Source organism: bacterium (Candidatus Blackallbacteria) CG13_big_fil_rev_8_21_14_2_50_49_14 (genome assembly GCA_002783405.1).
In the GTDB taxonomy this organism is placed as follows: Bacteria; Cyanobacteriota; Sericytochromatia; order UBA7694; family UBA7694.
Genome location: PFGG01000031.1, coordinates 1 through 23648 on the forward strand (window position 1 = coordinate 1; position 23648 = coordinate 23648).

The 23648-nt window shown below is 50.5% G+C and carries 21 protein-coding genes; 3 read left to right on the top strand and 18 right to left on the bottom strand.

Going from position 1 to position 23648, the window contains the following annotated elements; all coding sequences use genetic code 11:
• The 6 genes from ccoG to COW20_06400 form a co-directional block, all read right to left on the bottom strand.
• Window positions 1-1159 (bottom strand): cytochrome c oxidase accessory protein CcoG (ccoG, locus tag COW20_06375; GenBank protein PIW49259.1); only part of this gene is annotated, 1159 nt, incomplete at its 3' end.
• A 3-nt stretch (window positions 1160-1162) separates the two neighbouring features.
• Entirely contained in the window at window positions 1163-1723 is a 561-nt protein-coding gene (locus COW20_06380; GenBank protein PIW49289.1) for a cytochrome oxidase subunit III, read from the bottom strand.
• 33 nt (window positions 1724-1756) lie between these two features.
• Complete coding sequence (locus COW20_06385; GenBank protein ID PIW49260.1) at window positions 1757-1921, bottom strand: CcoQ/FixQ family Cbb3-type cytochrome c oxidase assembly chaperone; 165 nt, start codon at window positions 1919-1921, stop codon at window positions 1757-1759.
• Complete coding sequence (locus COW20_06390; GenBank protein PIW49290.1) at window positions 1918-4074, bottom strand: cytochrome C oxidase Cbb3; 2157 nt, start codon at window positions 4072-4074, stop codon at window positions 1918-1920. The genes COW20_06385 and COW20_06390 overlap by 4 nt, the downstream gene beginning before the upstream one ends.
• Window positions 4075-4152: 78 nt before the next feature.
• Window positions 4153-4293, bottom strand: coding sequence for a cbb3-type cytochrome oxidase assembly protein CcoS (gene ccoS / locus COW20_06395; protein ID PIW49261.1), 141 nt, complete (start codon window positions 4291-4293; stop codon window positions 4153-4155).
• A complete protein-coding gene (locus tag COW20_06400; GenBank protein PIW49262.1) occupies window positions 4290-6662 on the bottom strand; it encodes a hypothetical protein in 2373 nt (790 codons plus the stop codon). The genes ccoS and COW20_06400 overlap by 4 nt, the downstream gene beginning before the upstream one ends.
• A 294-nt stretch (window positions 6663-6956) precedes the next feature.
• Between COW20_06400 and COW20_06405 the strand changes: the two genes are divergently transcribed.
• The gene (locus COW20_06405; GenBank protein PIW49263.1) at window positions 6957-8339 is read left to right on the top strand and encodes a hypothetical protein; all 1383 of its coding nucleotides are present in this window, start codon (window positions 6957-6959) and stop codon (window positions 8337-8339) included.
• Here the strand turns inward: COW20_06405 and COW20_06410 are convergent.
• Window positions 8336-8938: a class I SAM-dependent methyltransferase gene (locus COW20_06410; GenBank protein ID PIW49264.1), complete on the bottom strand. Its 603-nt coding sequence runs from the start codon at window positions 8936-8938 to the stop codon at window positions 8336-8338. The genes COW20_06405 and COW20_06410 overlap by 4 nt on opposite strands.
• Window positions 8939-9090: 152 nt before the next feature.
• Between COW20_06410 and COW20_06415 the strand changes: the two genes are divergently transcribed.
• Entirely contained in the window at window positions 9091-9627 is a 537-nt protein-coding gene (locus COW20_06415) for a hypothetical protein (protein PIW49265.1), read from the top strand.
• Here COW20_06415 and COW20_06420 read toward each other — a convergent pair.
• From COW20_06420 to COW20_06465, 10 genes are all read right to left on the bottom strand, one after another.
• Window positions 9618-11270, bottom strand: coding sequence for a hypothetical protein (locus COW20_06420; protein PIW49266.1), 1653 nt, complete (start codon window positions 11268-11270; stop codon window positions 9618-9620). The two genes, COW20_06415 and COW20_06420, sit on opposite strands and share 10 nt — an antisense overlap.
• Before the next feature lie 3 nt (window positions 11271-11273).
• Entirely contained in the window at window positions 11274-13490 is a 2217-nt protein-coding gene (locus COW20_06425; GenBank protein ID PIW49267.1) for a hypothetical protein, read from the bottom strand.
• A gap of 57 nt (window positions 13491-13547) precedes the next feature.
• Complete coding sequence (locus COW20_06430; protein ID PIW49268.1) at window positions 13548-15605, bottom strand: hypothetical protein; 2058 nt, start codon at window positions 15603-15605, stop codon at window positions 13548-13550.
• Between the two features lie 13 nt (window positions 15606-15618).
• Complete coding sequence (locus tag COW20_06435) at window positions 15619-15861, bottom strand: hypothetical protein (GenBank protein PIW49269.1); 243 nt, start codon at window positions 15859-15861, stop codon at window positions 15619-15621.
• Window positions 15842-17506, bottom strand: a complete 1665-nt coding sequence (locus COW20_06440; GenBank protein ID PIW49270.1) for a hypothetical protein — start codon at window positions 17504-17506, stop codon at window positions 15842-15844. The genes COW20_06435 and COW20_06440 overlap by 20 nt, the downstream gene beginning before the upstream one ends.
• Window positions 17482-18099 carry a hypothetical protein gene (locus COW20_06445; GenBank protein PIW49271.1) on the bottom strand — a complete coding sequence of 206 codons (618 nt, stop codon included), beginning with the start codon at window positions 18097-18099 and terminating at the stop codon, window positions 17482-17484. The genes COW20_06440 and COW20_06445 overlap by 25 nt, the downstream gene beginning before the upstream one ends.
• 114 nt (window positions 18100-18213) lie before the next feature.
• The gene (locus COW20_06450) at window positions 18214-18969 is read right to left on the bottom strand and encodes a nucleotidyl transferase (protein PIW49272.1); all 756 of its coding nucleotides are present in this window, start codon (window positions 18967-18969) and stop codon (window positions 18214-18216) included.
• Window positions 18957-19565 carry a hypothetical protein gene (locus COW20_06455; protein ID PIW49273.1) on the bottom strand — a complete coding sequence of 203 codons (609 nt, stop codon included), beginning with the start codon at window positions 19563-19565 and terminating at the stop codon, window positions 18957-18959. The genes COW20_06450 and COW20_06455 overlap by 13 nt, the downstream gene beginning before the upstream one ends.
• On the bottom strand, window positions 19562-21877 hold the full coding sequence (locus COW20_06460; GenBank protein ID PIW49291.1) for a phosphoenolpyruvate synthase: 2316 nt from the start codon (window positions 21875-21877) through the stop codon (window positions 19562-19564). Before COW20_06460 ends, COW20_06455 begins: the two co-directional genes overlap by 4 nt.
• A 4-nt stretch (window positions 21878-21881) precedes the next feature.
• Complete coding sequence (locus COW20_06465; GenBank protein PIW49274.1) at window positions 21882-22655, bottom strand: SAM-dependent methyltransferase; 774 nt, start codon at window positions 22653-22655, stop codon at window positions 21882-21884.
• On the opposite strand from COW20_06465, the gene COW20_06470 reads away from it, so the two are divergent.
• Complete coding sequence (locus COW20_06470; protein ID PIW49275.1) at window positions 22654-22851, top strand: hypothetical protein; 198 nt, start codon at window positions 22654-22656, stop codon at window positions 22849-22851. The genes COW20_06465 and COW20_06470 overlap by 2 nt on opposite strands.
• 23 nt (window positions 22852-22874) lie before the next feature.
• Here the strand turns inward: COW20_06470 and COW20_06475 are convergent, their stop codons facing one another.
• On the bottom strand, window positions 22875-23627 hold the full coding sequence (locus COW20_06475; GenBank protein ID PIW49276.1) for a methyltransferase: 753 nt from the start codon (window positions 23625-23627) through the stop codon (window positions 22875-22877).
• Window positions 23628-23648: the final 21 nt, after the last annotated feature.

The window sequence follows — 23648 nt, forward strand, 5'->3', positions numbered from 1 at the left end:
TTGAAGAAACCAAAAAGAACTGATTGGCCACATTGGGATCCGGCTGATTGGGATCCAAGACCGTAAAAGGCACATTTTTGGCATTGAAAATCGTGGTTTTCACAGGGTCACGGCTGACCAAAACCCAGGTCAGGCCGCTGAGAATCCCCAGCAAGGCCACAGAGAGAAGAATCACGCGGGTACGAATATGACGTGCGGGCTTGCCATCCAACTCATTCAGCGTGGTATAGCTGATCAAGCCAGGATCCTTGTGTTGACGCAACATGACTTCATCACAGGCATCAATACAGGCAGTACAAGCCACACATTCCAATTGCACGCCCCGGCGGATATCCACCCCCGTGGGGCAGACCTGAACGCAACGGTTACAACTGATGCAATCGCCCTGTTCTTCTTTGGGAACATCGGCTCCACGGCGGGGTTCGCCGCGTTTTTCATCATAAATCACGGCCAGAGAATTTTCATCCATCAAGACAGATTGAAAACGCCCATAGGGGCACATGATAATGCAAAACTGTTCGCGGAACCAGCCAAAAGAAAAGAGCAAAACAACAGTGGTAAAAGCCATCACGGTAAACGCCGTGGGATGCTCCGCTGGAGAGCGGGTCATCCAATGCCCCAGCTCTTCGGTGCCAATAAAATAGGCCAGAAAGCTGTGGGTAATGATCAAGGTGACAATCAAAAAGGCAAACCATTTTGTCGCCTTGAGCCGCAATTTATTGAAGGACAGGGGAGCCTCGGCCAAACGGCGGCGTTGCACGGAATTGCCTTCGATCAAGCGCTCTATTTTGCGATAGACAAACTCAACAAAGACCGTTTCCGGGCAACCCCAGCCACACCAGAGGCGCCCCTTGATCGCAGTCAACAAAGATATTCCGATCAGAACCCCACCAAAAACAAAGACCAGCAAAGGCGCATCATGGGCCCAAAACGCCAATCCGAAAATCACGAAACGGCGATGGGTAATATCCAACAGAATGGATTGGTAACCATTGATCTGAATCCAGGGAAGGAGCAGAAAAACAGCGACCAAGATGGCATGCACCAGCAAGCGGCGCTTGTGGTATTTGCCCTCCACATCGGCAGGATACAGATAGACCCGATGCCCCGACTCATCCGTCGTTGCCAGTCTGTCTTGAGGAAGTTCTTCTATCTTCATGACCTAATACTTCTCTCCCTGAGGAGCTTTTGGATTGGCAGGCTTGCTGCCTTGAATCGAAACGATATAAGAAGTGACATTGGAAATATCCTGCTGAGAAAGCACGGGCCCCCAGGCAGGCATCCCTTTGGCGGTCACCCCTTCTTTAATCACCTTGAGAATACTCAAGGGTTTTCCATCCCCATTGATCCAATAGACATCGGTCAGGTTGGGGCCAATCAGACCGCCCCCATCCGGGCCATGGCAACTGGAACAGGTGCTGGTGAACTTGTCTTTACCAGCGGCTACCACAGCGCTGTCTTTGGCTCCCTTGAGCAGGGTATCATCGCTGAGAGAAGCCATTTGGGCTGCAGACTTGGCCAGTTCAGCCGCCTGCATCTCTGCCCACTGTTTCTCATAGGCTTTCTGCACAAGGTGCCCATCGCCAATGATATGGTGCCAGGTAAAGTAAAAAGCGGCAAAGACAATGGCGATATAAAAGGTACCCAACCACCACCCTGGCAGGGGGTTGTCGAGTTCTTTAATACCATCATAATCATGGTCGAGCAGGGGGTCATTGGTCAAGTGATCCCTTGCCATTTTAGGTTCGTGACTCATTTAGGTATCCTCCTGTAAGGGAAGTTCAGACATATGCTGATACACAGGTTTCCGCCAAGGCTGAAAAACCCAGATCAGCATGCTGATAAACACAGTGAAAAAGATGATCAATCCAACATTCGTCAGATCCGGCATATTGAAATAAGCCAATACTTCTGATTTCATTTGGCTGATGCAACCTCCACTTCACCGGTTTTGCCCAAACGTTGGAGATAGGCAATCAAGGCGACGATCTCTTTGTCTTTGATCTCATCGGCTTTTACACCCACTTCTTTTTCAAGCACAGCAGCAATTTGAGCGGCTTCTTTTTCAGCATTTTCACGGGCATCCTTGACCTGATCATCGCTGTAGGGCACACCCAATTTCTTCATGACCGCCAATTTGGCTTGAACGCTGCCGAAATCAGCTTTGCCCGTAGCCAACCAACCATAATTGGGCATGATCGATTGGGGTACGATATCACGGGGATTCAGCATATGGCGGTAATGCCAGCTGTTGGGATATTTACCACCAACACGCGCCAAATCAGGGCCCGCACGACGCGAACCCCATTGGAAGGGACGATCGTACATGGATTCAGCCACAGTGCTGGGTTTCCCATAACGCAGGGTTTCTGCCACCATCGGGCGAATCTGCTGAGAGTGGCAGACATAACAGCCTTCACGCACATACAGATCACGGCCGGTCAGTTCCAAAGGAGAATAGACCCGCGCAGCGGTTTTGACAGGAACAAATTCCTGAACCACCATGGCCGGGACAATTTCAATGATTGAACCGACTAAAATCGCAATAATCGTCAGCGCAGTAAAGACATAGGGCAAACCTTCAAGCAGACGGTGGGGTTTGGTGCCCACCAGACGGGCATTGATTTTGTTGAAACTTGGCAGTTTCTCAGCCTTATCGGTTACAACATAATCTTTCTGACCGCCCTGAATGGTTTTGACCAGGTTGTAGATCAGCAGACAATAGCCGATCAAGAACATCACCCCTGACAGACCACGCACCCAATAGAGGGGCACAATCCGGGTAACGGTTTCAATAAAGTCAGGATAGGTCAGTTTGCCTTCAGCATTGATGGCACGCCACATCAGACCTTGGGTAATCCCGGCAGTCCACATTGAGATCATATAAATCCCAGTGGCGGTAACCCCTGTCCAGAAGTGAGCATTTGCCAATTTCACGCTGTAAAGCTTGGTATTCCAAAGTTTGGGAACCAGATAGTAGAGCATGCCAAAGGTCAAGAGACCATTCCAACCCAAAGTACCGCCATGCACGTGGCCGATGGTCCAGTCGGTATAGTGGCTCAGGGAGTTTACAGCCTTGATCGAGAGCAAAGGCCCTTCAAAGGTTGACATCCCGTAGAAGGTCACGCCTGCGACCAGGAACTTGAGAATCGGGTCGGTACGCAGACGATCCCAGGCCCCACGCAGGGTGAGCAGACCGTTGATCATCCCACCCCAGCTCGGCGCCCAAAGCATCAAGCTGAAAACCATGCCCACGGTCTGAGACCATTCAGGCAAAGCGGTATTGAGCAGATGGTGAGGGCCGGCCCAGATATAAATAAAGACCAAAGCCCAAAAGTGAACAATCGAGAGACGGTAGCTGTAAACCGGACGGCCCACAGCTTTGGGGATATAGTAATACATCAATCCCAGGAAGGGTGTGGTCAGGAAAAAGGCCACCGCATTGTGGCCATACCACCACTGAATCAGACCATCCTGTACCCCAGCGAAAAGCGGATAGCTTTTCAGGAAACTGACGGGAAATTCAAGTGAGTTGACAATATGCAGAACGGCCACGGTTACGATCGTGGCAATATAAAACCAAAGCGCCACATACATATGGCGCTCGCGACGTTTCCAAAGGGTGCCGAAGAAATTCACGGCAAAGATCACCCAAACCACGGTAATGGCGATATCGATCGGCCATTCCAGTTCGGCATATTCTTTGCCCATGGTAATTCCCAAAGGCAGCGTAATCGCGGCTGAAACAATGATCAGCTGCCAGCCCCAGAAATGGGCCCGGCTGAGCAAATCAGAGAAGAGGCGCGTTTTACATAACCTCTGTGTCGAGTGATAAATTCCGGCAAAAATAGCATTGCCGGCAAAAGCAAAAATGGCTGCATTGGTATGCAGCGGACGCAGGCGGCCATAGGTCAGCCAGGGCAGATTAAAATTCAGACGCCAATCGGCGAGCTGAAAAGCAATCGTCACCCCAAGCAGAAATGCCACAAACGCCCAGACCATCGTTGCAACAACGAATAATTTGACGACCTTGTCATCATACTCAAAGCTTTCAACCTGTCCGGTTGAATCCACTTCAAGCACGTCTGACGCAGGTGTTGCATCTTGCGATTTCATGGTTGTAGGCTTGTCCATACCTTTCTATGATTAATTCTATTTTTCATCGTAAAGAACACGATGAGAGGGTGTTTCTAAATCTTCAAACTGTCCATTTTTCACAGCCCAGAGAAAGGCTGCGGCAAATCCGGCCGAAACCAGAATCGCCATGGGCACAGTTAAAATCAAAATATTCACAGTTTTCTTCCTCCGATCACGGCCAAAGCCACCACCGTCAGAGAACTGATCGGCATCAGTACGGCCGCAAAGAGAGGGGTGACCCATCCCATCACAGCCGCACTGATGCTGGCCAGGTTATAGACCAATGAGAAGCTCAGGCAAAGTTTAATCAAACTCAGCGTTTTTTGAGAATGCAGAATCAGGCTGGGAATCTGACTGATGCCGGTTTCCGTCAAATGCACGTCGGCGGTCTGAAGGTTTTCTTCAACCCCTCCCTGAACCGAAATACCGATCCGAGCCGAAGAGAGCGCCATAATATCATTCACACCATCGCCAATCATGACAGGGGCTTCAAAGCCCTTGAGAATGGTTTCTTTTTGTTCCGGCGTAACCCGTGAAAAAACCTTTTCAATCCCCAAATTTTCAGCCACGCGCTGACAGGGAGCGGCCTGGTCTCCTGATAGCAAAACCAGTTCATAGCCCATTTGGCGCAGACGGGCCAAGGTTTGATGCGTACCTTCGCGAATGCGATCTCCCAGCCAGATACGCCCCTGCAAGGTATCCTCACAGCGCAATTCCAACTGGGTCACAGGTTGCCCACCGGCCAATTCACTCTCTTGGTTGAGAGAAGGCAGCACTTGCCACAAATGCCCTGCAATTCGGCCTTGAACACCGCCGGTATTCAAAACTTCTGCCTGTTCAACTTCGGGCAGGGGGCGTTCACTGGCAAAATGGCGAACCAGCGCCAGGGCCACAGGATGGGTTGAGTGAATCTCAAGGGCCCGCAGAGCATCTTCAGCTTCCGGGCTGAGCGCTTCGGCTTGAAGCACTTGAAAACGCCCTTCGGTGAGGGTTCCGGTTTTGTCAAAAATCAGGGTTTTCACATCCTGCAATTCTTCAAGCGTATGCGCATTTTTAATCAGGTAACCCCGTGCAAACGCCCGTTGAATTGAAAGGCTCATCACCAGGGGAGTCGCCAAAGCCAAGGCACAGGGGCAGGAAATAATAATCAGCGAAAGCGCACGGGTAAAACTTTCTGGATTTAGCCCCCGCCAGAGAAAAAGCCCAACAGAAGCAAAGAGCACCAGCAGGACAAAACGACGTGAAAGTAAATCCGTCATGGCAACAATCCGGGTACGGTTGACCAGATTGGCCTGGGTTTTGCGCAAAAGCGTGGCCATTTTGGTCTCATCGCCTGTGGCCGTGGCATCCATGACAAACGCTGTGGTTTCATTGCGGGTACCCGCATATACCCGGCTGCCAGCTTGCACAGGCTGGGGATAGGTCTCCCCCGTCAGGAGCGACATATCTATCGCTGACTCACCTTCCAGAATCACGCCATCCGCAGGCAGACGTTCACCGGCTTGAACCCGAATACGGGCCCCATTTTCCAAACGGGAAACCGGAACAGAAGTAAAGGCCTGGGCCGTTTCAGACCAGACCTCAACAACATTATGTTCATAAAAAGAAAGCAGTTGGTTATTGGCTCCTACCCGCTGTTGTGCGCGGCTCAGAGCATAACGGCTCAAAAGCAGCAAAAACACCAGCATCGAAAGGGAGTCAAAATAGGTTTCCCCCTGATGTTGAATCGTTTGCCAAGTGCCTGCGGCAAACCCTACCAAAAGCGAAAAAGCAATCGGTACATCAATCGAAAGCTGGCGGCTTCTCAGCCTGTGCCAGGCCTCTTTGTAAAAAGGCCAGGCACTGTAGGTCAAGGCTGGAATGACCAGCAAAAGTGCCAACCAGGAGAAAAATGCGGCCAGATAGCCTTCTAAGCCAGAATAGAGTGCCACCGCCAAAATCATCAGATTGCCAGTCGAAAAAGCCGCCACGCCAATCCGCATTAAAATCCGTTGATTTTCACGCTGGCGCAGATTTTCTGCTTCACGGTGATTCTTCACCGCATAGGGCTTATAGCCAAAGCGTTCAATCGCTGCCGCGACAGGCGCAAATTTTCCTTCGGGAGGAAGCGTCAGGGTCGCGATCGCATTGCTCAGGTTCAAACGGGAAGAAATCACACCGGGCATGAGTTCTGGTAGTTTTTCAATCAACCAGACACAGGCCGCGCAATGCACGCCTTCAAGGTAAAATTCAAGGCTCTTGCTGCCGTCGCGATTGCGTTCGGGCTGGGTAAAAGCAGGATCATCCAGATAGGCATAATTGCTAAGAGCGGCAGGAGCCGCCTGGGGGGTCCGAATACTGACCGATCCTGCACGAATATGATAATAATCGCCTAAACCCGCACTCTGTAAAATAGAATAAACTTGCTCACAGCCATTACAGCAAAATTCCTCGCCCTTGGCCTGGAGATCTCCAGGAATCGGAAGCGAGCAATGCTTGCAAATAGTAGAACTCATGACCACTGCAGGGTCGGGAGAAAGGCTCATTGATACAAGTCTCCTGTTTTACTACTATAGCGTATCGTGGAAGCACCTGCTGATCTCTGCTCTGTATCAAGGGCAGACTTGATCTGCATCAAGAATTGTTTTTCACCTCCATGACAAATCTATGAATTTATGACAAAAAAGCGCAATTTGTGAACAAAACAGGGTCTCAAGAACTGAATTCAAAAATCTTGCCAAACAGGCAAGAAAAAGATTAAGCTATAAACAGTCCAGAATTACTCAAAAAAACGGTGATCTGCTCTGGTATGCTAAACATCAATTCAATTTCTTGAAAGGATGCCCCACGTGGCAAACGCTTATTTCACCTCCCAAACCAAACGCTTTTTGATGGGTTTAAGCGCCCTGAGCCTCTTGGTCGCCTGTCAGATTCCCTTGGCTCCTTTGCAAAATTCAAATTCCAACCCGCCCTTAAGCACCCAATCACGCCCGATCCGCCCTCCTCAGGGGCGTTTGCACTGCCCGCCCGGAAGAGCAAACTGTAGACCCCAAGCTTTTAACTTGCCCAATCAGGATCAATTTATCCTGCCGCCAGAATACAAACCGACACAAGCCGTGATGATTTCAGACCGGTTAATGGCAGATATGAGTGGCCGGCCTTTGGTTCAAGCCTTGATTCAGGCCAATGCCCATGTCTGGATGCTGGGAACAGACCAAACCCTCTATAACCAAACCAAGCAGATTATACAAAGCACCCTGTCTCCCCTGGGCTTGCCCCTGGCTGCACAAATTTACCAATTGCCTGTGGCCACAGACAGTATCTGGAGCCGTGACTATGGCCCCCTAACCACTTTGCCGACAGCGGCCTATACAGGGCCCAAACTGGATTATAAACTCATGAACAGTTTTTATTATCCTGATCGCCGCAGCGATGATCGGGTTCCGGCTTTGCTCTCGCGCATTCTGAATTCCCCCTTGGGGCCTCTGACTGAAAAAACGGTCTTTACCAGCCAATTGTCTTTGGCACTGGAAGGGGGCAATTTGATGTGTACCGAACAGGATTGCTTTTCATCTCAATCGGTGATTGATCGCAACCTCGGCCAGAGTTTTCGCAATGGCAGAACCCTGAATACAGAAGAAGATATCAAAGCCGAGTTTAAATCTCAAATCCAACAAACCACACATTTCGTACCTGCACTGCCAACGGAAAGCACCGGACATATCGATATGTGGGCCAAGTTTTTAAATCAAAACACGCTGCTGATCGGGCAGCTCAGCGATCAAAGCATTCAGCTCGCCCCCGCTGAATACCAGGCCCAACTCAAAGACATTCAGGCCTTTCTCGAGATGCAGGCCAGCGGCAAAGACAGTAACGGGCAAGTGGTTCCAGAAAGCCTCTACCAACAGGCCCTGGCCAGCAATGCCCAATTAAAGGTTGTCAGAATTCCCATGCCCCTGCCGCTTCAGGAATACCAGGGGGCTTCACTTTTTCGCAGTTATACCAATGCCCTGATCGTCAATAACCATGCCTTGATTCCCCAATACCGCAGTCTGCCCAACAACCAGGCCTATCCAGACAATGCGCTGCTGCAAGGCTACGAGCAGGCGGTCAGCCAAGCCTATCAGGCAGCGGGTTATCAGGTCAAATGGATTCCCTCTGACACGTGGATCGTCAGCGGCGGGGCCGTGCACTGTGTCACCATGCAAATTCCCCAGGTTTAGGGTTTAGAAGCAGTTACCAAAAATATCGGGTATTCTCTCTCATTTTTCAGCACGGTATGTGCGGTTAAAAAGCGAATCTCTGCGAATCCATGTTTTTGCAAAAGGGCTTCGATCTTTTCACGCTCAAACCCCGTATGAAAAACACCTTCGACCGGCCCGCCATGAAAGGAGCCATCTTCCAGGTCGAGATCTGCCAAACCGATTTTCGCACCGGGTTTGAGATGATCTGCAAACGCTTGAAACAGCTGATCGGTATCCTCCACATGGTGCAATGCCATCGCGCTGATAATCGCATCAAATTTTTGCACAAGCGGCAATTCTAAAATATTCTGGCACAGCGCTTCAACCTTGCCCTGAAGTTCAGGTTTGGCCACCAATTGTTCTAGCATGGCCGCCGAGGTATCTACCGCATACACTTTTTTGACGCGGGGGGCGATATGCCCACTGAGCAGCCCGGTACCTGCGCCAAAATCCATTACGTGCATATCTTCGCGCCAGCTCAGATTTGCGAGCAAGGCACTGCCGATGCCTTGAGACAAATGCCTGACGGTCTCTCGCGCATCCCAATCCTGGGCCTTGTCTTTAAAAGGGTCTGTCATGGTTTACCTCACCACAGGTTTCTTTTCTTCAAATTAACATGTTCAGCTCCAAACAAGGTATCCTTTCAAGCTCCGGCTCAGGCAGAAGCTCGCCGGCCTGAAAGACTCTGGGGTATAATGGCAGCCAATAAGATTCCCAAGAAAAGAAAACCATGCCAGCCCCAGAACCCTCCAAAATATTGCGCCTTGCCTTGATCGGTCTGCCTGGCAGTGGAAAATCCACCCTGGGCCAGCTTCTGTCAAGAGCCCTGGCTCTGCCATTGATTGACAGCGATACCTGTTTTGAAAAGGAAAGTGGGCGGCAAATTGCTGAAGTCTTCGCCCAGGGAGAAGAACCCCTGTTCAGGGCTTGGGAAAGGGCCTGGCTCAGCCAATTGCATGCACTGCCGGCCTGTATTATCAGTACGGGCGGCGGCATGCCCTGCCAAGCCCAAGCCATGGAAGCCTTAAAAGCACACTGCCTGACGATCTGGCTGCAATGCCCCACCGATCAGATTTGGGAACGGCTCAAAAGCCTTTCCCACCCCATGATTCGCAGCCGCAACCGCAAAGCCTTTGAAGACCTGGCCCTTCAACGGGAACCCTTTTACCGTCAGGCCCACTGGCATATAAACGCCCAGAGCACACCTGAGGAGCTGTCAAAGCATATTCTCGAAAGGCTCCAAGCGGAGTTTGGTTCTCAATTCTGATTTTGAAACCGGTTGTTGCTGCGATCCACGTCAGGGGTCACGCTGGAAGGATCCAAACGCACTTCTTTGACTTCTGCGCCGACCTCAAAACTCAGACGTTCAGAACGGTTGACCCCATCCCAAAGATGAAAAACCACCTCACCGCTTTTCAAAACCAAGGCAATCGAGACGGGCATAATTGCCTCGCCCAAACGCTGAACGGTCACTGTCACCTTGTATTTGCCCTCATGCTCTGAAACCTGCAAGGATTGAATGCCATAGTCAATGACATGGCTTTCCTGCACCCATTGCAAAAAGAACCACTGCAAATCCTTGCCTGCAATTTTTTCAAGTTCAACCTGAAAATCTGCAACGGTCAGTTCTTTTTGCAAATAGCGTTTCTGCAATTGTACTTCGAGATTTTCCAGCACTTTTTTGCCCAAGAGCACATCCAGCATGCGAAAAATGGTATAGCCCTTGCCCTGGGAAAGGGCTGCAAAACTGTCCAAGGGCAAACGGTCAAGAATCAGACGGGGAGTCTGCAAAGAGGTATTCCAACCCTGCCGGGCGGAGCGCAGATAGCTTTCGGTGACCTGATCGCCCAAGAGATAATTTTTACGTTTCTGTTGCATATAGACCTGACCGGTATACAGCGCCAGACCTTGGGTCATCCAGGGCACGACCAGCTGATTCTGCCTGACACGTTGCCCCCAATACTGCTGCGCAATGCCATAAACCAGCCATTCAGTCAGCTGTTGGCGAGAGCGGGCCTCATTTTTGCCTTCGGCAAAAGAATTGCGCAGAACAATCAATTGTTGAGAAGCAATCACAGGGTATTTGCTGTCTTCTGCAGCGACAATCGTCAAACGCTTGGAGGGAAACACCCCATAACGCTGTTTAAAGAAACGCAGGACTTCTTCTGTAATCTGAAGCGCTTCGGTGCTCCATTTTTGCAGCTTACCGGGGTAATAATAGCGCAGTTGCATATCATCCACATCCGCGGTGCGCAGCAGCAAATCAGGGGTAAAGATCAAATCCAGCCCACTTTGGCGCTCTCCACTGTAACGGTAGGTATGGTCAGCACTGGAAAGACTGACAGGTGCCAGTGGCGAAATCGCAAAAAGCTTGTCCAGAATCCGAACACTTACACTGTAATCGCTCAATTCTGAAGCTTCTGGCTGCCATTGCCCATTCTGGTAACTGACCAGACGGGGATACCAACTGCCCAAACCCAAACGGTTGGGATCATCTACCAAATAATAGGAACGATCCACCTGGGGCAAGCGCTCCAAAACAAAACGCAAAGTCAACTTCAATTCCTGGCCCGGCTCCAGAGGCTGAGACAGAAAAACCTGATACAGTAAAGTGTCTTCAATTTCCCGTCCCAAATAGTTATAACGGTAGGCATGGCCTGGCAGGACGAGTTTATCGGCACTCAAAACCTCTCTCACCTGCATTTTCGCCTGGCTGTTGGCATCCAGACGAAAAAAAAGTTCTTTCAGAGGCTCTTTGCTTTCATTGGTAAACTGCAGGGTTTCTTCACCCTGTAAAGATGCGGTATTGGTATTCAGTTCCAGATTGATCTGATAAACCGAGCGAGCCTGAACGCCTGAAATCAACAGTAGCCAAAGAACAGAACAGAACAAGAAACGCTTAAGCAGCACGCCTCAACTCCGAATCTTGGCCAGAGCGGCCTGAACAGAAGACTTTAAAACCGGCTCCAACTGAGGAGCCTTCAAAAGCGCTTCCAAAGGGGAGAGTGCTCGGCTGTCTTTTAACTCAGCCAAAGCCTTTACAGCCTCTTCACGGACCAGAACATGGCCATCTTCAAGCGCTTGAAGCAGGGGCTCTAGGTCTTCAAGTTTGCCTTGTTTCCCCAGGGCAGAAGCCGCAAAAGCCCGCATCAGAAAATCTTCATTTTTTTGCAGCACACGGGTCAGCGGCGCAATCAACTCAGGGCTCTTCAATGCCCCCAAAGCTTCAGCAGCAGCATTTCTGACCCAGTTATCGGCATCATCCAAGGCCGCAATCAGCGCATGCAAGGCATCCTGATGATGAATCTGGCCCAAACTCTGAACCACCGAACAACGCACCCAAGGCTCGGAATGTTTCAAGGCTTCAAGCAAAGCTGCAACGGCTTCGGGCAAAGCTAAAAAGCCCAAGGCTTCAGCCCCCGCCTGTACGACCTTGGCATCGGTATCGCAAAGTGCTTTGATCAGAGCTGGCAAAGCGCGGGCATCTTTAAACAAACCCAAGGTAATCGCAGCGCGTTGACGCACCCCCGAAGAAGCATCTTCCAAAGCCTTTAAAAGGGCTTGAAAAGCAGCCTCGCCCTTTAAATGCCCCAAGGCTTGAGCAGCAAAGGTGCGTACAATAAAATCCTCATCCGATTCAAGCGTATGAATCAAGGCCTCTAAAGCTTCAGGCTCCTGGCGATCGCTGAGAGCCTCGGCAGCCACCTGCCGCACCCAAGCCTCTTCATCTGCCAAAGCGGCAATCAAAACAGGCGCGATTTTGTCTGAACCATGGCAGGATTGCCCCAAGGCCCGTATCGCAGCCTCGCGCACTTCCGGCTCAGCATCAGAGGCCACGCCCACCAAACCCGCACAGACTTCACCCGAAGAAAAAACAGCCAAAGCCTGGGCTGCAACCTGACGAACCCAACGCAAATCAGATTTCAAGGCCCCCAAGAGCGCCTCTTCAGCCGCCGACCCTCTCTGACGCGACAAAGCCTCAGCCGCAGCCTGAACCACCCGTTCACTGGCGTCCGATAACATGGGAATAATCAAAGCCTGGGTCAATTCCGGCTCACGTTCCCCCAAGGCTATCGTCGCCACCATGCGCAGCCATTCATCCCGATTGCCCAAGGCCGTTTTTAAAGCGTCGATCACCTGGGGACATTTTAGCTGTCGCAACATTTCAATCGCATTTTGACGGGTATCAATATCTGCTGAATTTAAGGCCCGCGTCAGGGCCGGAAGCAGGATTTCCTCTCCCTGGGATTGCAAGGATTGAAGGATATTTTCACGCATGCTTTCGCCATCGGGCTGTAAAGCTGCCCGAATCAGAATATCGGTGGCGCGGGAATCACGAAAACGGCCCAAAGCAGCGATGACGGCCTCGCGAATGGCAGAAAGTTCTTCATAGAGAATATGCTCCAAAAAAGGAATCGCACGGGTATCCCCCAAACGACCCAGACGCTCCACCGCACTCAAACGCACTTCCATATCGTTGTGGTTCAATTCCTGTAAAAGCGGCCAGAGACGGGTTTCTGGGTCTATCAAGCACAAGCTCTCTGCCACCTGGGTGCGCACCCAGCGATCCGAATCATTTAAAGCCGCTGTCAAAATTTCCAAACATTCGGCAGAAGGAAATCCGCCCAAAACCTCAGCCGCTGTCGCCCGTACCAGATAAGAACTGTCTTCGGCGAGAATCTGTTTCAAATCAGCAAAAATCTGTTCATCGCCCAATTTCCCCAAGGCTTCAACCACCGAGGCCCGCAAAAGCGTATTGGAATCGGTTAAAATTTGCTTGAGTGCAGGCACCGCCCGCTGATCGCCCAAGTCGGCCAAAGCGACTACGACCTGATGACGCACCTCAGGATCAGGATCCTGTAAAGCAGCCATCAAGGGTTCTACAGCCTGAAGGTCACGCATTTCTGCCAAAAACTCAACAGCCTGTTGCCGCACTTCAGGCTTTTCACTTTTTAGAAGAAACAGCAAAGCATCAAAACGTTGTTCACGCGCATGTTTCCCATCAGAAGTGGCGGCAGGCAACTCTAATGCTTCAGGGGTATTTTCAGCACCCAGATCAGCCAGCAATTGATCGATATCGTCCATAATGCATCCCTTTCGAGGCAGAAATCTGATTGAGCCCAAACTCATTCTATTTTTTAATATGGTACCATCCCTGCCAGTAGGATATCCATGACCCAAACCCGCTTATTCAGGCTTTGAAATACCTGGGGGCACGTCTCCTGCGACCAGTGCCTCCATAAAATCTGAAAATTCTTTAACGATTTCCCGATCTTCAAAAAGAATGCTACGGGCCAAGGTACCTTCAATAATCGTTTTGCGCAGTTCAGGCTGGCTGGCATAAAGAATCGCCTTTTGAATATAGTCTTCCAGATCATGCGCGACAGTATCCATCAGTTGCATTTTTTGATAGAGTGCAGCCGTAATGCGACCGACCATGCGCTCAGTCGGTAAAGTCACAATCGGAATGCCATAGGCCATGGCCTGGTAGGTGGTCGTACCGCCCCCATAATAGAGTGGGTCAAGCACCACATCGGTCACGCGCAAAAGTCCCAGATAGTCTTCAACGGGCATTTCCGGCAGAACCCAAATCCGCTCCATGACCTCAGGAATCGTACGCTGAAAGCGTTTGAGCAAGAGTTGACAGAGATGCTCCTGGGTGGAGGTCGCCACCAAAACCAAGTGCCCTTTGGGATCTCTGAGCAGAATTTCTTTGACCACGGGATCAAAATCAGGGTGAAATTTGAGCAGATTCTGCGGGCAGGCGTAAAGGTGCTCGACCTCTGCAAGCCCAAAATCAGCACGGCTGACTGACTGCTCAGGAAAAGGATAAAGCGGAAGATGCGAAGGCAGGGTTTTAAAACGAACAAGTGTTTCAGAGTAATCCGCTTCAGCATCCGGGCGTTCAATCAGCTCACTTGAAAAAAAATAATCCATTTCAGGCAAACCACTGGTGCCCGGATTCATCCAGGAGGTGGCCTGGGCCCGTGCCAAACGCAAAGAAGCCAGTGAATACTGAAAATAATCCCAATTGGGTTCAGTGAACATCAGCAAATCGAGTTCTTCTTCGCGAATCTGGCGGGCTGCTTCCTGAAAATCCTTGGAAATGACCTGGTAGCTGGCATTGGGATGGCTGAAACGATAGCGGTTCTGAGGATTGAAAATCTGACTGACCTTGGGAGAATTGCAAAAGACCGTAATTTTATAGCGTTCGGGATCCATTTCATTGAAAAGCGCACCCGCATAGGCAAACGCCAAATTCACACTTTTGCTGGAACAAATCAGACCCAAATGAATCCATTTGCGGGTATGGGGACGTGGCTCCCAGGGCGCTAACTGAGTTTCGGGCAAAAGCACGGGCAAAAGCGCGGCAAACTGGCGCCGAATCGGCAGGGGGTTGTAGTGATGATAGGCAATATGCACAATATTGGATTGAATCATGCTGAAATATTGATGGTTTTTTTCGTGAAATTTAAGGGTGCGCTTGCGTAAACCCTGTTCAAAATCCGTCAAAGCCTGCTGAATTTTGACTTGAAACTGCTCTATCTGCTGGCGGGAGGCCATCACATAGGGATAGGCCAGATCCCGTTTTAATTTCCACAGCACCGCTCCCCCTGTCGCTCCCATGGCTTCGTTATAACAACGCAGGGCAGACTCATATTCGCCATTGCGCTCCAACAGGTAGCCCATAAAAAACGAGATCAAAGGCAAACTGGGGGCATGGATTTTGCCCAAAGCCATAAAACACGCCAGTGCGCTGTCCATATCGCCTTTGGATTGCAAACTTTCAGCCAGTAAAAAATAGGTAAGGGGTTCAGTGGGTTCAATCTCCAAGGCTTTGAGGTAAAAAGAAATCGCAAGTTCATCCTGGTCCATGCGGCTGAGCATACGTGCAAAACGCAGATAGGCATCCCCGGTTTCAGGCTGCGGGGTTCTGAGCAGATATTCTCCATAGGCCATAAACGAACGGTAAAAATCATTGTGGTCTTCGTAATAAGCACCCAGTTTTAAATAAGCCGGTGAATAGCGGCGATTGGAGACCATCGCCTGGCGGTAGTATTTCGCAGCCAAATCTGAATTTTCTTGTTTTTCAGCCTGCAAGCCCAATTGAAAAAAGGCCTGATAAGCACGGGGATTCAGGCGGGTGACGCGTCGAAAAAGTTTCTGGGCGCGGGCCACTTCCCCGCGCCGCTGAAGTTTCAGCGCCTGGCGCAAGATTCTGTGGGCCTGGGCATTTGCGGCCATAGCGCTCACCCTCTCAAATTCTGAAAATGCCGTAAGGATCACGGCGTGATTTCAGTTTTTCTGGAGCAGAAAGCGCTTTGAGTAGCTGTGCGGCCAGCTCTCTTAATTCAGCGTTGCTTTCCTGTTTCAGATAGGCCACCAAAACAGGAATGGCATCCGGGCTGCCCTGCTCTGACAAACGCAAGAGCAAGCGTCTCCGGATTTCAGGATCCGGGCTCTCAAACAAAATTGAAGTATCAGGGCAATTGAAATTCATGGGCCTGTACAGGTGAAGAGTGTGTCCTGATTGTACCACGTTCAAACACGAAAACCTGGGGCAAAGCAGCCAGGGTTTCTGGGCGATGGCTGACCAGCAAACAGCTCATGTCTGGATATTCAGCCCGCAAAGCCGCAAAGATCAGGGCCTCCGTCTGCAGATCCAACTCAGAGGTGGCTTCGTCCAAAAGCAGAACAGCAGGCTGGGCCAAAAGCGCGCGCGCCAAAGCCACACGCTGGCGTTCTCCCCCCGAAAAAAAACTGCCCTGATTGCCCATCAAACTTTCGGCCCCCTCTGGCAAAGCAGCCAGAACCGTCTCCAACTGACAGACTTGAAGCAGACGCTGCCATTCTGCCTCACTGATCTCGCGGCCCAGGCAGATATTTTCGCGCAGACTGCGGTTAAAAAAACCTGCTTTCTGAGGCACCAAGACCACCCGCAAAGCCTCAGGCAAAGTCTGAACTTTGCCCTGAGTGGCCGCTAATTGCCCAGCCAGAATCGCAAGCAGGGAAGATTTCCCACAGCCCGAAGGCCCTGCCAGAGCGGCCCAGGAGCCTGGCTCCAAAACCAGAGTAAGCGCATTGAAAAGGGGGGGTTGTTCTGGATAGGCAAAGCCCAAGTCCACTGTTTGGATTTTCCCAACTGGAGCCTGTTCTGTTTCTTTCATATCCTCTGGAATGAACGCTTCAAGCTCCTGAATCCGCTCCTGGGCGGGTTGCGCCGCATGCACCACGCCCCAGGCCTGAACCAAGGCCAGAACCGGATCTACACCCAAAGCCAAAGCAGTGCCAAAGGCCAATAAATCCCCGCCGGTTACCCATTTCTGCTCCACTTGCCAGATACCCGCAATCAAAACCAGGCCGATCGCCAAAACCTGGATCAGCGTTAAAAGAGGGCCTTGGATTGCCTGCCAGGCCAATTGACGTATTTGTGAGGCCAAAATAGTTTGCTGAAGTGCTTCCACACGGCTCTCCAGCCAGGTATGGATACGCAAGGGCCACAAACTGGGCAAAGCCTGAAAGGTTTCACTCAATTCCTGGTGCAAGGCTCCCCGCCCTTGCATCTGCTGACGCGCCCAAAAGTTGAGGGGCCTCCCCGTTAAAACCAGGGTGCGCGATCCCAAGGGCAAAAGCAGCAGGGTCAGCAGGGTCAGCCCCACATTCATCCACAACAGGCTGCCCAGCAGGGCCAAGCTCAGAATCAGGTTGGGAAAAAAATGTGCAAGTTGCTGCTGACGGGCCCCTTCCATCTGTTGCAAATCACTGCTGAGGCGTGAGAGCAAATCCCCCGTTTGCCAGGACTGCCACTTCCAAAGCGGCTGCCGCAATAGCTGTTGATAAATCCGCAGACGGCATTGATGGGTATGAACATAGGCCAACCAGCCCCAGAGCAGGGTCTGTATCCAATAGAAAAATCCCTTGGCCGCATAGACGCCTAAAATCAAACCCAAGAGGGCCATAAAACGGGAAAGATTCACGCCCTGAAACAGGCTTTCGAGTTGACGGGCCAAGGGAATCAGCAGCAGGGTCAGCGCCAGATGCAGACACAAACAAAGCAGGGCACAGAAACAAACCCAAGGATGGGATTTTAGCCAGGAAAAACGCCACACAATGGCTTCGCTTAACAGGACGCTTTCAAATACCACCCCGCAAAGCCCTGCTCAATTGATTTGTCAGGGTTTTGACGGGCCACTTCACGATCTTCGTTGAATTGCTGGCGCAAGATCTGTCCATAGACTACCGTATCGCGTCCCATTCTTTGCAGACGCTCTACAACGCTTGTATTTTGAAGGCTACCATCAGCGCCAAAATCAGCCTCACGGGCCGCAGCCTGATAGGGCAGAGCCCAGCCGTGACAATGCTGCACGGCCACGCGCATCTGGGTAATACAACTCACCCCCAAACTGCCCCCGGTCGAAGCCGCCAGAGCAAAGACCTTGCCCGCAAATTCATGGTAATGAAAATCAAAGAAATTTTTCATCCAACCGGTCATACAGCCATGGTATTCAGGTGAAACCAAAATAAAAGCATCCGCCGATTGACAGACCTGACGAACCTGGCTGACAATTGCGTCATGCTCATAGGTTTCATCGGTGCGAAAGAGTGGCAGGGGAGTGGCCAATAAATCCAATTCATCCACTTCCGCTCCGGCCGCCCGGGCAGAATCTGCAATTATTTCCAAAATACGCCTGGAATTGCTTTCCTGGTGCGTGCTGCCATAAACGGCAAGGATTTTCATGGGGGCCTCCACAGTTCTATCACTCAAAATTCAGGTACTATCTTACCACAGGGCCCAAGCCCCTGCCGCAGGTTCAAGCGCCCTGAAACAAGAGCAGATCTGGGCTGAAAAAGCTCAGTGAACCCCCAAAGGCAAAGCCAGTTCTCCCCGCACCAGCCAATCTTGATACAAACGCAGATCCTCAGGGGTATCCAATTCCAACCAGGGTTCAGCCACGGGCAAAACCGAAATTTCATGCTGCCGCCGCAAAAGCAATTGCAGAAGAGAGGTCATATCCAAGCGATCGGCAGCTTCCTGTGAGAGGGCCTCAAGTGCCGCTTCAATCCAGCCCCAAGCAAGGGGGGTTATTTTCAAAAGCCCCATATACTGCCCTTCAATCTGCTCGAGGGCCGTGGCTCTTTGGCCAATTTCAGTCAAGCAACCAGCGCCATTGCTGCGAAAGGTTTCAGCATCCGCCAAAGGATCTGCGAATCGGGCTTCCCAAAGCCTGCGCCACTGGGTATTCGAAGAGATCACCAACGCTCCTGGCGCTTGAATCAAGCGCTGAATACACACCGAGGTGGTCAGAATATCCGCATAACTGATCAAACAGGGGGCTTCCCGCAGCCAATCAGCCGCACACACCAGAGACTTCACCATTTGAGTCGTTTGCCAACGCGGATTGAAAAAGCCTGTGGTTTCAGGCAAATCCAGACATTCAGAACGGTAGCCTTTGACAATGCCGATCTGCTCACAGCCTCCTTCCCGCAGAGCGGCGATCTGCCAGCTCAAAAGAGGTTTCCCCCCTAATTCCACCAAGCCCTTGGGCAAAGCTTCGGTCATAGCGCCCAAACGGCTGCCCCGGCCTGCCGCCAGAATTATTGCGCGCATCTTGAAAATACCTCTTGAAAAAATTGCAAATCACCGGCCCTGAAAGGCGAAAGCCTTTCGGGATGCCACATGATGCCCCACCAGGGCAGTTCATGATGGCGCAGCGCTTTGATCACCCCATCGTGAGAATGGGCAAGGCTCTCGCAGGGCCCGCTGTCAGAAGAGGTTCCCCACTGGTGATAGGAATTGACCTGAATCCATTCGCCGCGAAAGCAGACTTCCTGTTCAGCCTGAACATGTCCACTCAGTGGCACCAATTCAACCCCCAATGCAGCCTGCATCACCTGCATGCCACGGCAAACACCCAAAACAGGCAAACGCTTTTCCTCGGCCTTTTGCAAAAGCGCAAATTCAAGCGCATCGCGTTCAGGCGCATCGCCTCCATAACGCTGTAAGCTATTGCCGCCCGTCAAAAGCAAGCCCTGAACGGGGTGTGTCGTGAGCATTTCCATGGCAAGCTCCAATTGATTAGGCAAAAGCAAAGGCAAAAAACCGGCCTGATATAAAAACGCTGACCAACGCTGATCCAGGGCATCACGGCGCTCCTGAATCTCAGCATGCACTTCCACCCGCTGCGTTACCGCCAGCCATTTCATGCCAGCACCATCACCTGCCGAGAGGCACAGTCCAATTCCAATTCACGGGCCTTTTGCCATTGCTGGTAAAGCACCTCCCCTGCGCCAATGACAGCAGGTATCCCCATTTCACCAGCCCGAATCGCCATATGTGAGTTCACACCCCCATAGAGCGTAATCAAACCTGCAATGCCATAGCCAAAGATCCAGTCATAACCAGGATCAGCACTGGGAATTAAGAGAATTGCCCCTCCCAGAGATTCGGGAGAAGCATCGGCAAAACGCACAGGGCCTTTGGCGCGCTTCAGGGTCACAAAATTGGGCTCACCTGGCAAATATTCAAACTGCCAGATATCTTCCGGACGGGTAATCAGAGGAGGCAAGACCAGTGAACGGGTCAATAGATCTTGCTGCCGGCCCGCCTCAACCAGCGTTTTTAAGGCCCAATCAAGATCGTAGCTGCTGCCCACCCTGCGAAGCAGCGCTTGAATGTCTAAAAATGAGCAATCCTCTCTGCTCAAGCCATATTCGCCCCCCAACCCTGCAATGGCTTCCAGCACATCACTGAGATTGCGTGTAAACAAAAATTTCGCGTATTCACGCCCTTCAATCGCAGCCTTGATAAAATCAAAAAGCTCAAGAACATCCAATTCCAGACCATGGCTTTGCAAAAGCTGACGGATTTGCTTCAGTTGCTCCAGGCTTAAACTGAAGACCGGTGAAGCTTGGGGTTCTACAGGCGTTCCAAAATAACGTTCAGGAGCCCGGTCATAGCGCTCAGACAGAATATCGTAAGTACCTGGCCGCAAATGTCCATAGATCTCCAAAAAAGCAGGCCGACTGAGACGGTAATAATCCCGCTGAATTCGGCTGCTGACCGTATCCAAACTCTGCATATAACAGGCCCGTTCATTCAAACTGAGCACACCCGTTTGCACCAACGAGTTCAACATTTGCACGGCGATAAAACCCGCACGTGCCAATCCGGCAAAGGGCAAGGTACCGTAACGCTTACAATCTTCGAGCAGCCAATAAATCCGATCCAGCCCCCCCAAATCCGAAGCCAGCAGTTCTTTCCGCCTTGTTTCAAGAATCTTTAGACGGGCAATGTCTTTTTTCCACAGCCCTGTTTCCTGGTGCAGGATCCGATTGGTAAGCTGACGCAGACTTTCAGCCAGCAGATCGCATTCAAGCTGAGAAAAACCACGGTTTTGCAGAAGCTTTAAACGGGCAGGCAAATCCAAAGTATAGCAAGAGAACAGAATCTCAAACTCCACCTTGTCATGAAAATCTGGGCTTTCTAGCAAACGTTGAATCGAGTCATTTACCAGTTTTTCAGCCAATTCCGAGGGTAAATCAGCAGGAATAAAGGAGTTAAAGCTCACCCGAACATCAATATAGGGGCATCCCCCCAAACTGACCATCAAAGGAAAACTGCGCAGGTTGCGATAACCATAATTATCGCGCTGATAGGCCCAGATACTGTCTGTAATCAGTTCCTGATAAAGTGTCCGCGCCAAAGGACGGGGGCGAATCCCGATAATCTCAGCGGGATTCCAATCGGGCATCACCCCGTAAACCGTTCTTTGGCCATAGAGAAAGGGATGGGGAGATTGCATGGGCTTAAGAAATTGAGCCACCTGTTGCATTCCCCGAAACTGACGCTCAGGGGCAAACTGCGCAGAAATTTTCAACGAGCGCACCTGAAAGAGCACCCATTGACCCGCATGGGTATAGGCAACTTCCAGATCAAGCGCCGTTTGGGGAAAGATTGCCTGCAGTTCTCTAACCAAAGCGACAAGCCCTGCAAAACGCACTTCTGGTTCAACTGGATTTTCATGCAAATAATAATGCCAGGTATGCAAATCATTGGATTGGCCTGCGGTAACAGCTGTTGTATCGGTACTGCAGTCATGGTAATTAAAAACCAGACAGGGAGCCCCCGTACTGGGTTCAGAACTGAAAGCGACCCCACTGAAAGCAATCTCCTGCAGCATGGGCTGCACAAAAATCTGATCCTGTCCGGAGCGGCCCTGATAACTTGCACAAACCCGATCAATCGCAGCGCTCAAAGCCTGATCGCCCTTCACATTCAAAACAGAGCAGTAATGCCCTGCCAAAGATCTTCCCGCAGCATCTTCATCCAGAGCACTGCTGCGCACAATCAGACAGGTATCGGATTCAAACACCGCAGAAATACGAGCTAAAACAACTGAGGGTTCTGTTTCCCAGGTTCGCATATCAAACAAAACCTGAGGCAAAACCTGTGCGGAATGAAGCTTTCCATGAAGTGCAGCTAAAGACTCGGCCTTTGTTGAGTCTAAAATCGTCACCATATCAAGCACATTTTTTCCTGGATCTAACTGTCCAAGCGCGGGTTTGGTAAGGCACAATCACTTCATCTAAATGTTCAATCTCTTTCTCAATTGCTGCCAATATGAGTTTAAATCGCTCAGGGCCGGCCTGGGCCTGAATATCATTTACAGATCGCCAAGCCCCTAAATACCGCTCTGGCGTCATTTGAACTTCATGAGGTGCCTGCATAAAAATCAAATCGGTAAAATGACCCGTACTCAAAAGTTTCGCATCCAAATCTTCAGTAAAACGACTTGAGCCTGAGGAAACTCGCTGAATTTCTGGTGCAATTTCATAAATTTTGGCCTCAATGCGCTGATGCAATTCATTTGCCTCTAAATTGCGCGGATTCCACAAAGCCGTAAAATATCCACCGGGCTTTAAGATGCGTGAAAATTCTGCCAAAGTTTTGGGGTAATCCGTCCAATGAAAAGAAGAAGCCATCAAAATCCAATCCGCATAATTATCAGGTAAACCCGTCATTTCAGCAGACCCTTCACTCCAAATCACATGGGAATGATTGACCTGAGAAATCCCCTCAGAACGCATCGCCTGGTTGGGTTCTACAGCATGGATCCGAAACCCTAATTCCAATAAGTTCTCTGTTAATTTACCTGTACCTGCACCAATATCGGCCACTTGGAAATCTTCTCTCCAGGCCCCCACATAAGCAGCCAATGATTTAAGCACTCTCAAAGAATAGCCCGTACGATGCCTATACGCTTGAGCCAGTTCTGAAAAATCACCCTGTTTCATGAAAACAGCCTACCTTGAGAATTATTTAACTATTTCTGAATTCTCATGCCAAAGAACCAAACCAAGGATTTGGTTGAAACAAAATGCCAGCAAAGAATTGAATACTATCAATTATACAAGCTTCGTAAAATCAGCCGCTAAAACGCTTGCTGATCCGCATAAAAAACCAACTTTCTCGCACAGAAAAAGCACCTGAAACACACCCAAGGCAAGCGAATATCACACCATGATTTGGCCATACCAAATGCGGGTGATATAGGGTATTTCAAGAGTGGTTTCAACCTGAGATTTTAAATAATTTTCAATCGCGGCAATGACCTGTTCAAAATTCTCTTTGGCCTGTCTTTGCAGAGTTGCGTGAGAACGCCAGGCGGTTAGACAATCATGAAGACTCTGCTGATGCACAATACGCCCCTCCCCCTCAAAAACCTGCTCAAAATAACCACTTTGTTCAAGAAAATCACGCTGGTTCTCGCGGCGAGTCCCGTAATCATAACCAGGAATAGCTTCTGAAATAATCTTTTCAATCCCTTTTTGAATGGGGTCTTCTAGATCGCGGTGATTCCACATACAGGCAAACCACCCCCCTGGTTTTAAAATTCGACGGGTTTCTGCCAGGGTCAAAAGACGATCCGTCACATTAAACGAGGAGCCAAAGCTTACCAAATCATAGGCAGTTGAAGTTCGACCTGTGTTTTCACCCGTTCCCTCATACCAATTGACCTTTTCAAAGCTCTTCGTTTGCATTGTTCCCAATTCACGCATCCGATCATTCGGCTCAACGGCATCCACAAAATAACCGCGCTGGGCCAAAAGTTTGGTCAAATGCGCAACACCCGCCCCGACATCGCAAACCCTTGCATTGTCGGGAATTTGCATAAAATCCAGCATGGCATCAACAGCGTCTTTGGCATAGTCAGGACGTTGCAAATAGGCCTCTGCTAATTCTGTATAATTCCATTCTGTTTTCATTTCAAAAATATCCTTGGTAGA

Bases quoted from the DNA above. Each gene is read 5' to 3' on its own strand.
- COW20_06385 (PIW49260.1), bottom strand. From the start codon at position 1,921: ATGAAATCAGAAGTATTGGCTTATTTCAATATGCCGGATCTGACGAAT.
- COW20_06400 (PIW49262.1), bottom strand. From the start codon at position 6,662: ATGAGCCTTTCTCCCGACCCTGCAGTGGTCATGAGTTCTACTATTTGC.
- COW20_06405 (PIW49263.1), top strand. From the start codon at position 6,957: ATGCCCCACGTGGCAAACGCTTATTTCACCTCCCAAACCAAACGCTTT.
- COW20_06410 (PIW49264.1), bottom strand. From the start codon at position 8,938: ATGACAGACCCTTTTAAAGACAAGGCCCAGGATTGGGATGCGCGAGAG.
- COW20_06415 (PIW49265.1), top strand. From the start codon at position 9,091: ATGCCAGCCCCAGAACCCTCCAAAATATTGCGCCTTGCCTTGATCGGT.
- COW20_06425 (PIW49267.1), bottom strand. From the start codon at position 13,490: ATGAGTTTGGGCTCAATCAGATTTCTGCCTCGAAAGGGATGCATTATG.
- COW20_06430 (PIW49268.1), bottom strand. From the start codon at position 15,605: ATGGCCGCAAATGCCCAGGCCCACAGAATCTTGCGCCAGGCGCTGAAA.
- COW20_06435 (PIW49269.1), bottom strand. From the start codon at position 15,861: ATGAATTTCAATTGCCCTGATACTTCAATTTTGTTTGAGAGCCCGGAT.
- COW20_06445 (PIW49271.1), bottom strand. From the start codon at position 18,099: ATGAAAATCCTTGCCGTTTATGGCAGCACGCACCAGGAAAGCAATTCC.
- COW20_06450 (PIW49272.1), bottom strand. From the start codon at position 18,969: ATGCGCGCAATAATTCTGGCGGCAGGCCGGGGCAGCCGTTTGGGCGCT.
- COW20_06455 (PIW49273.1), bottom strand. From the start codon at position 19,565: ATGAAATGGCTGGCGGTAACGCAGCGGGTGGAAGTGCATGCTGAGATT.
- COW20_06470 (PIW49275.1), top strand. From the start codon at position 22,654: ATGAAAACAGCCTACCTTGAGAATTATTTAACTATTTCTGAATTCTCA.
- COW20_06465 (PIW49274.1), bottom strand. From the start codon at position 22,655: ATGAAACAGGGTGATTTTTCAGAACTGGCTCAAGCGTATAGGCATCGT.
- COW20_06475 (PIW49276.1), bottom strand. From the start codon at position 23,627: ATGAAAACAGAATGGAATTATACAGAATTAGCAGAGGCCTATTTGCAA.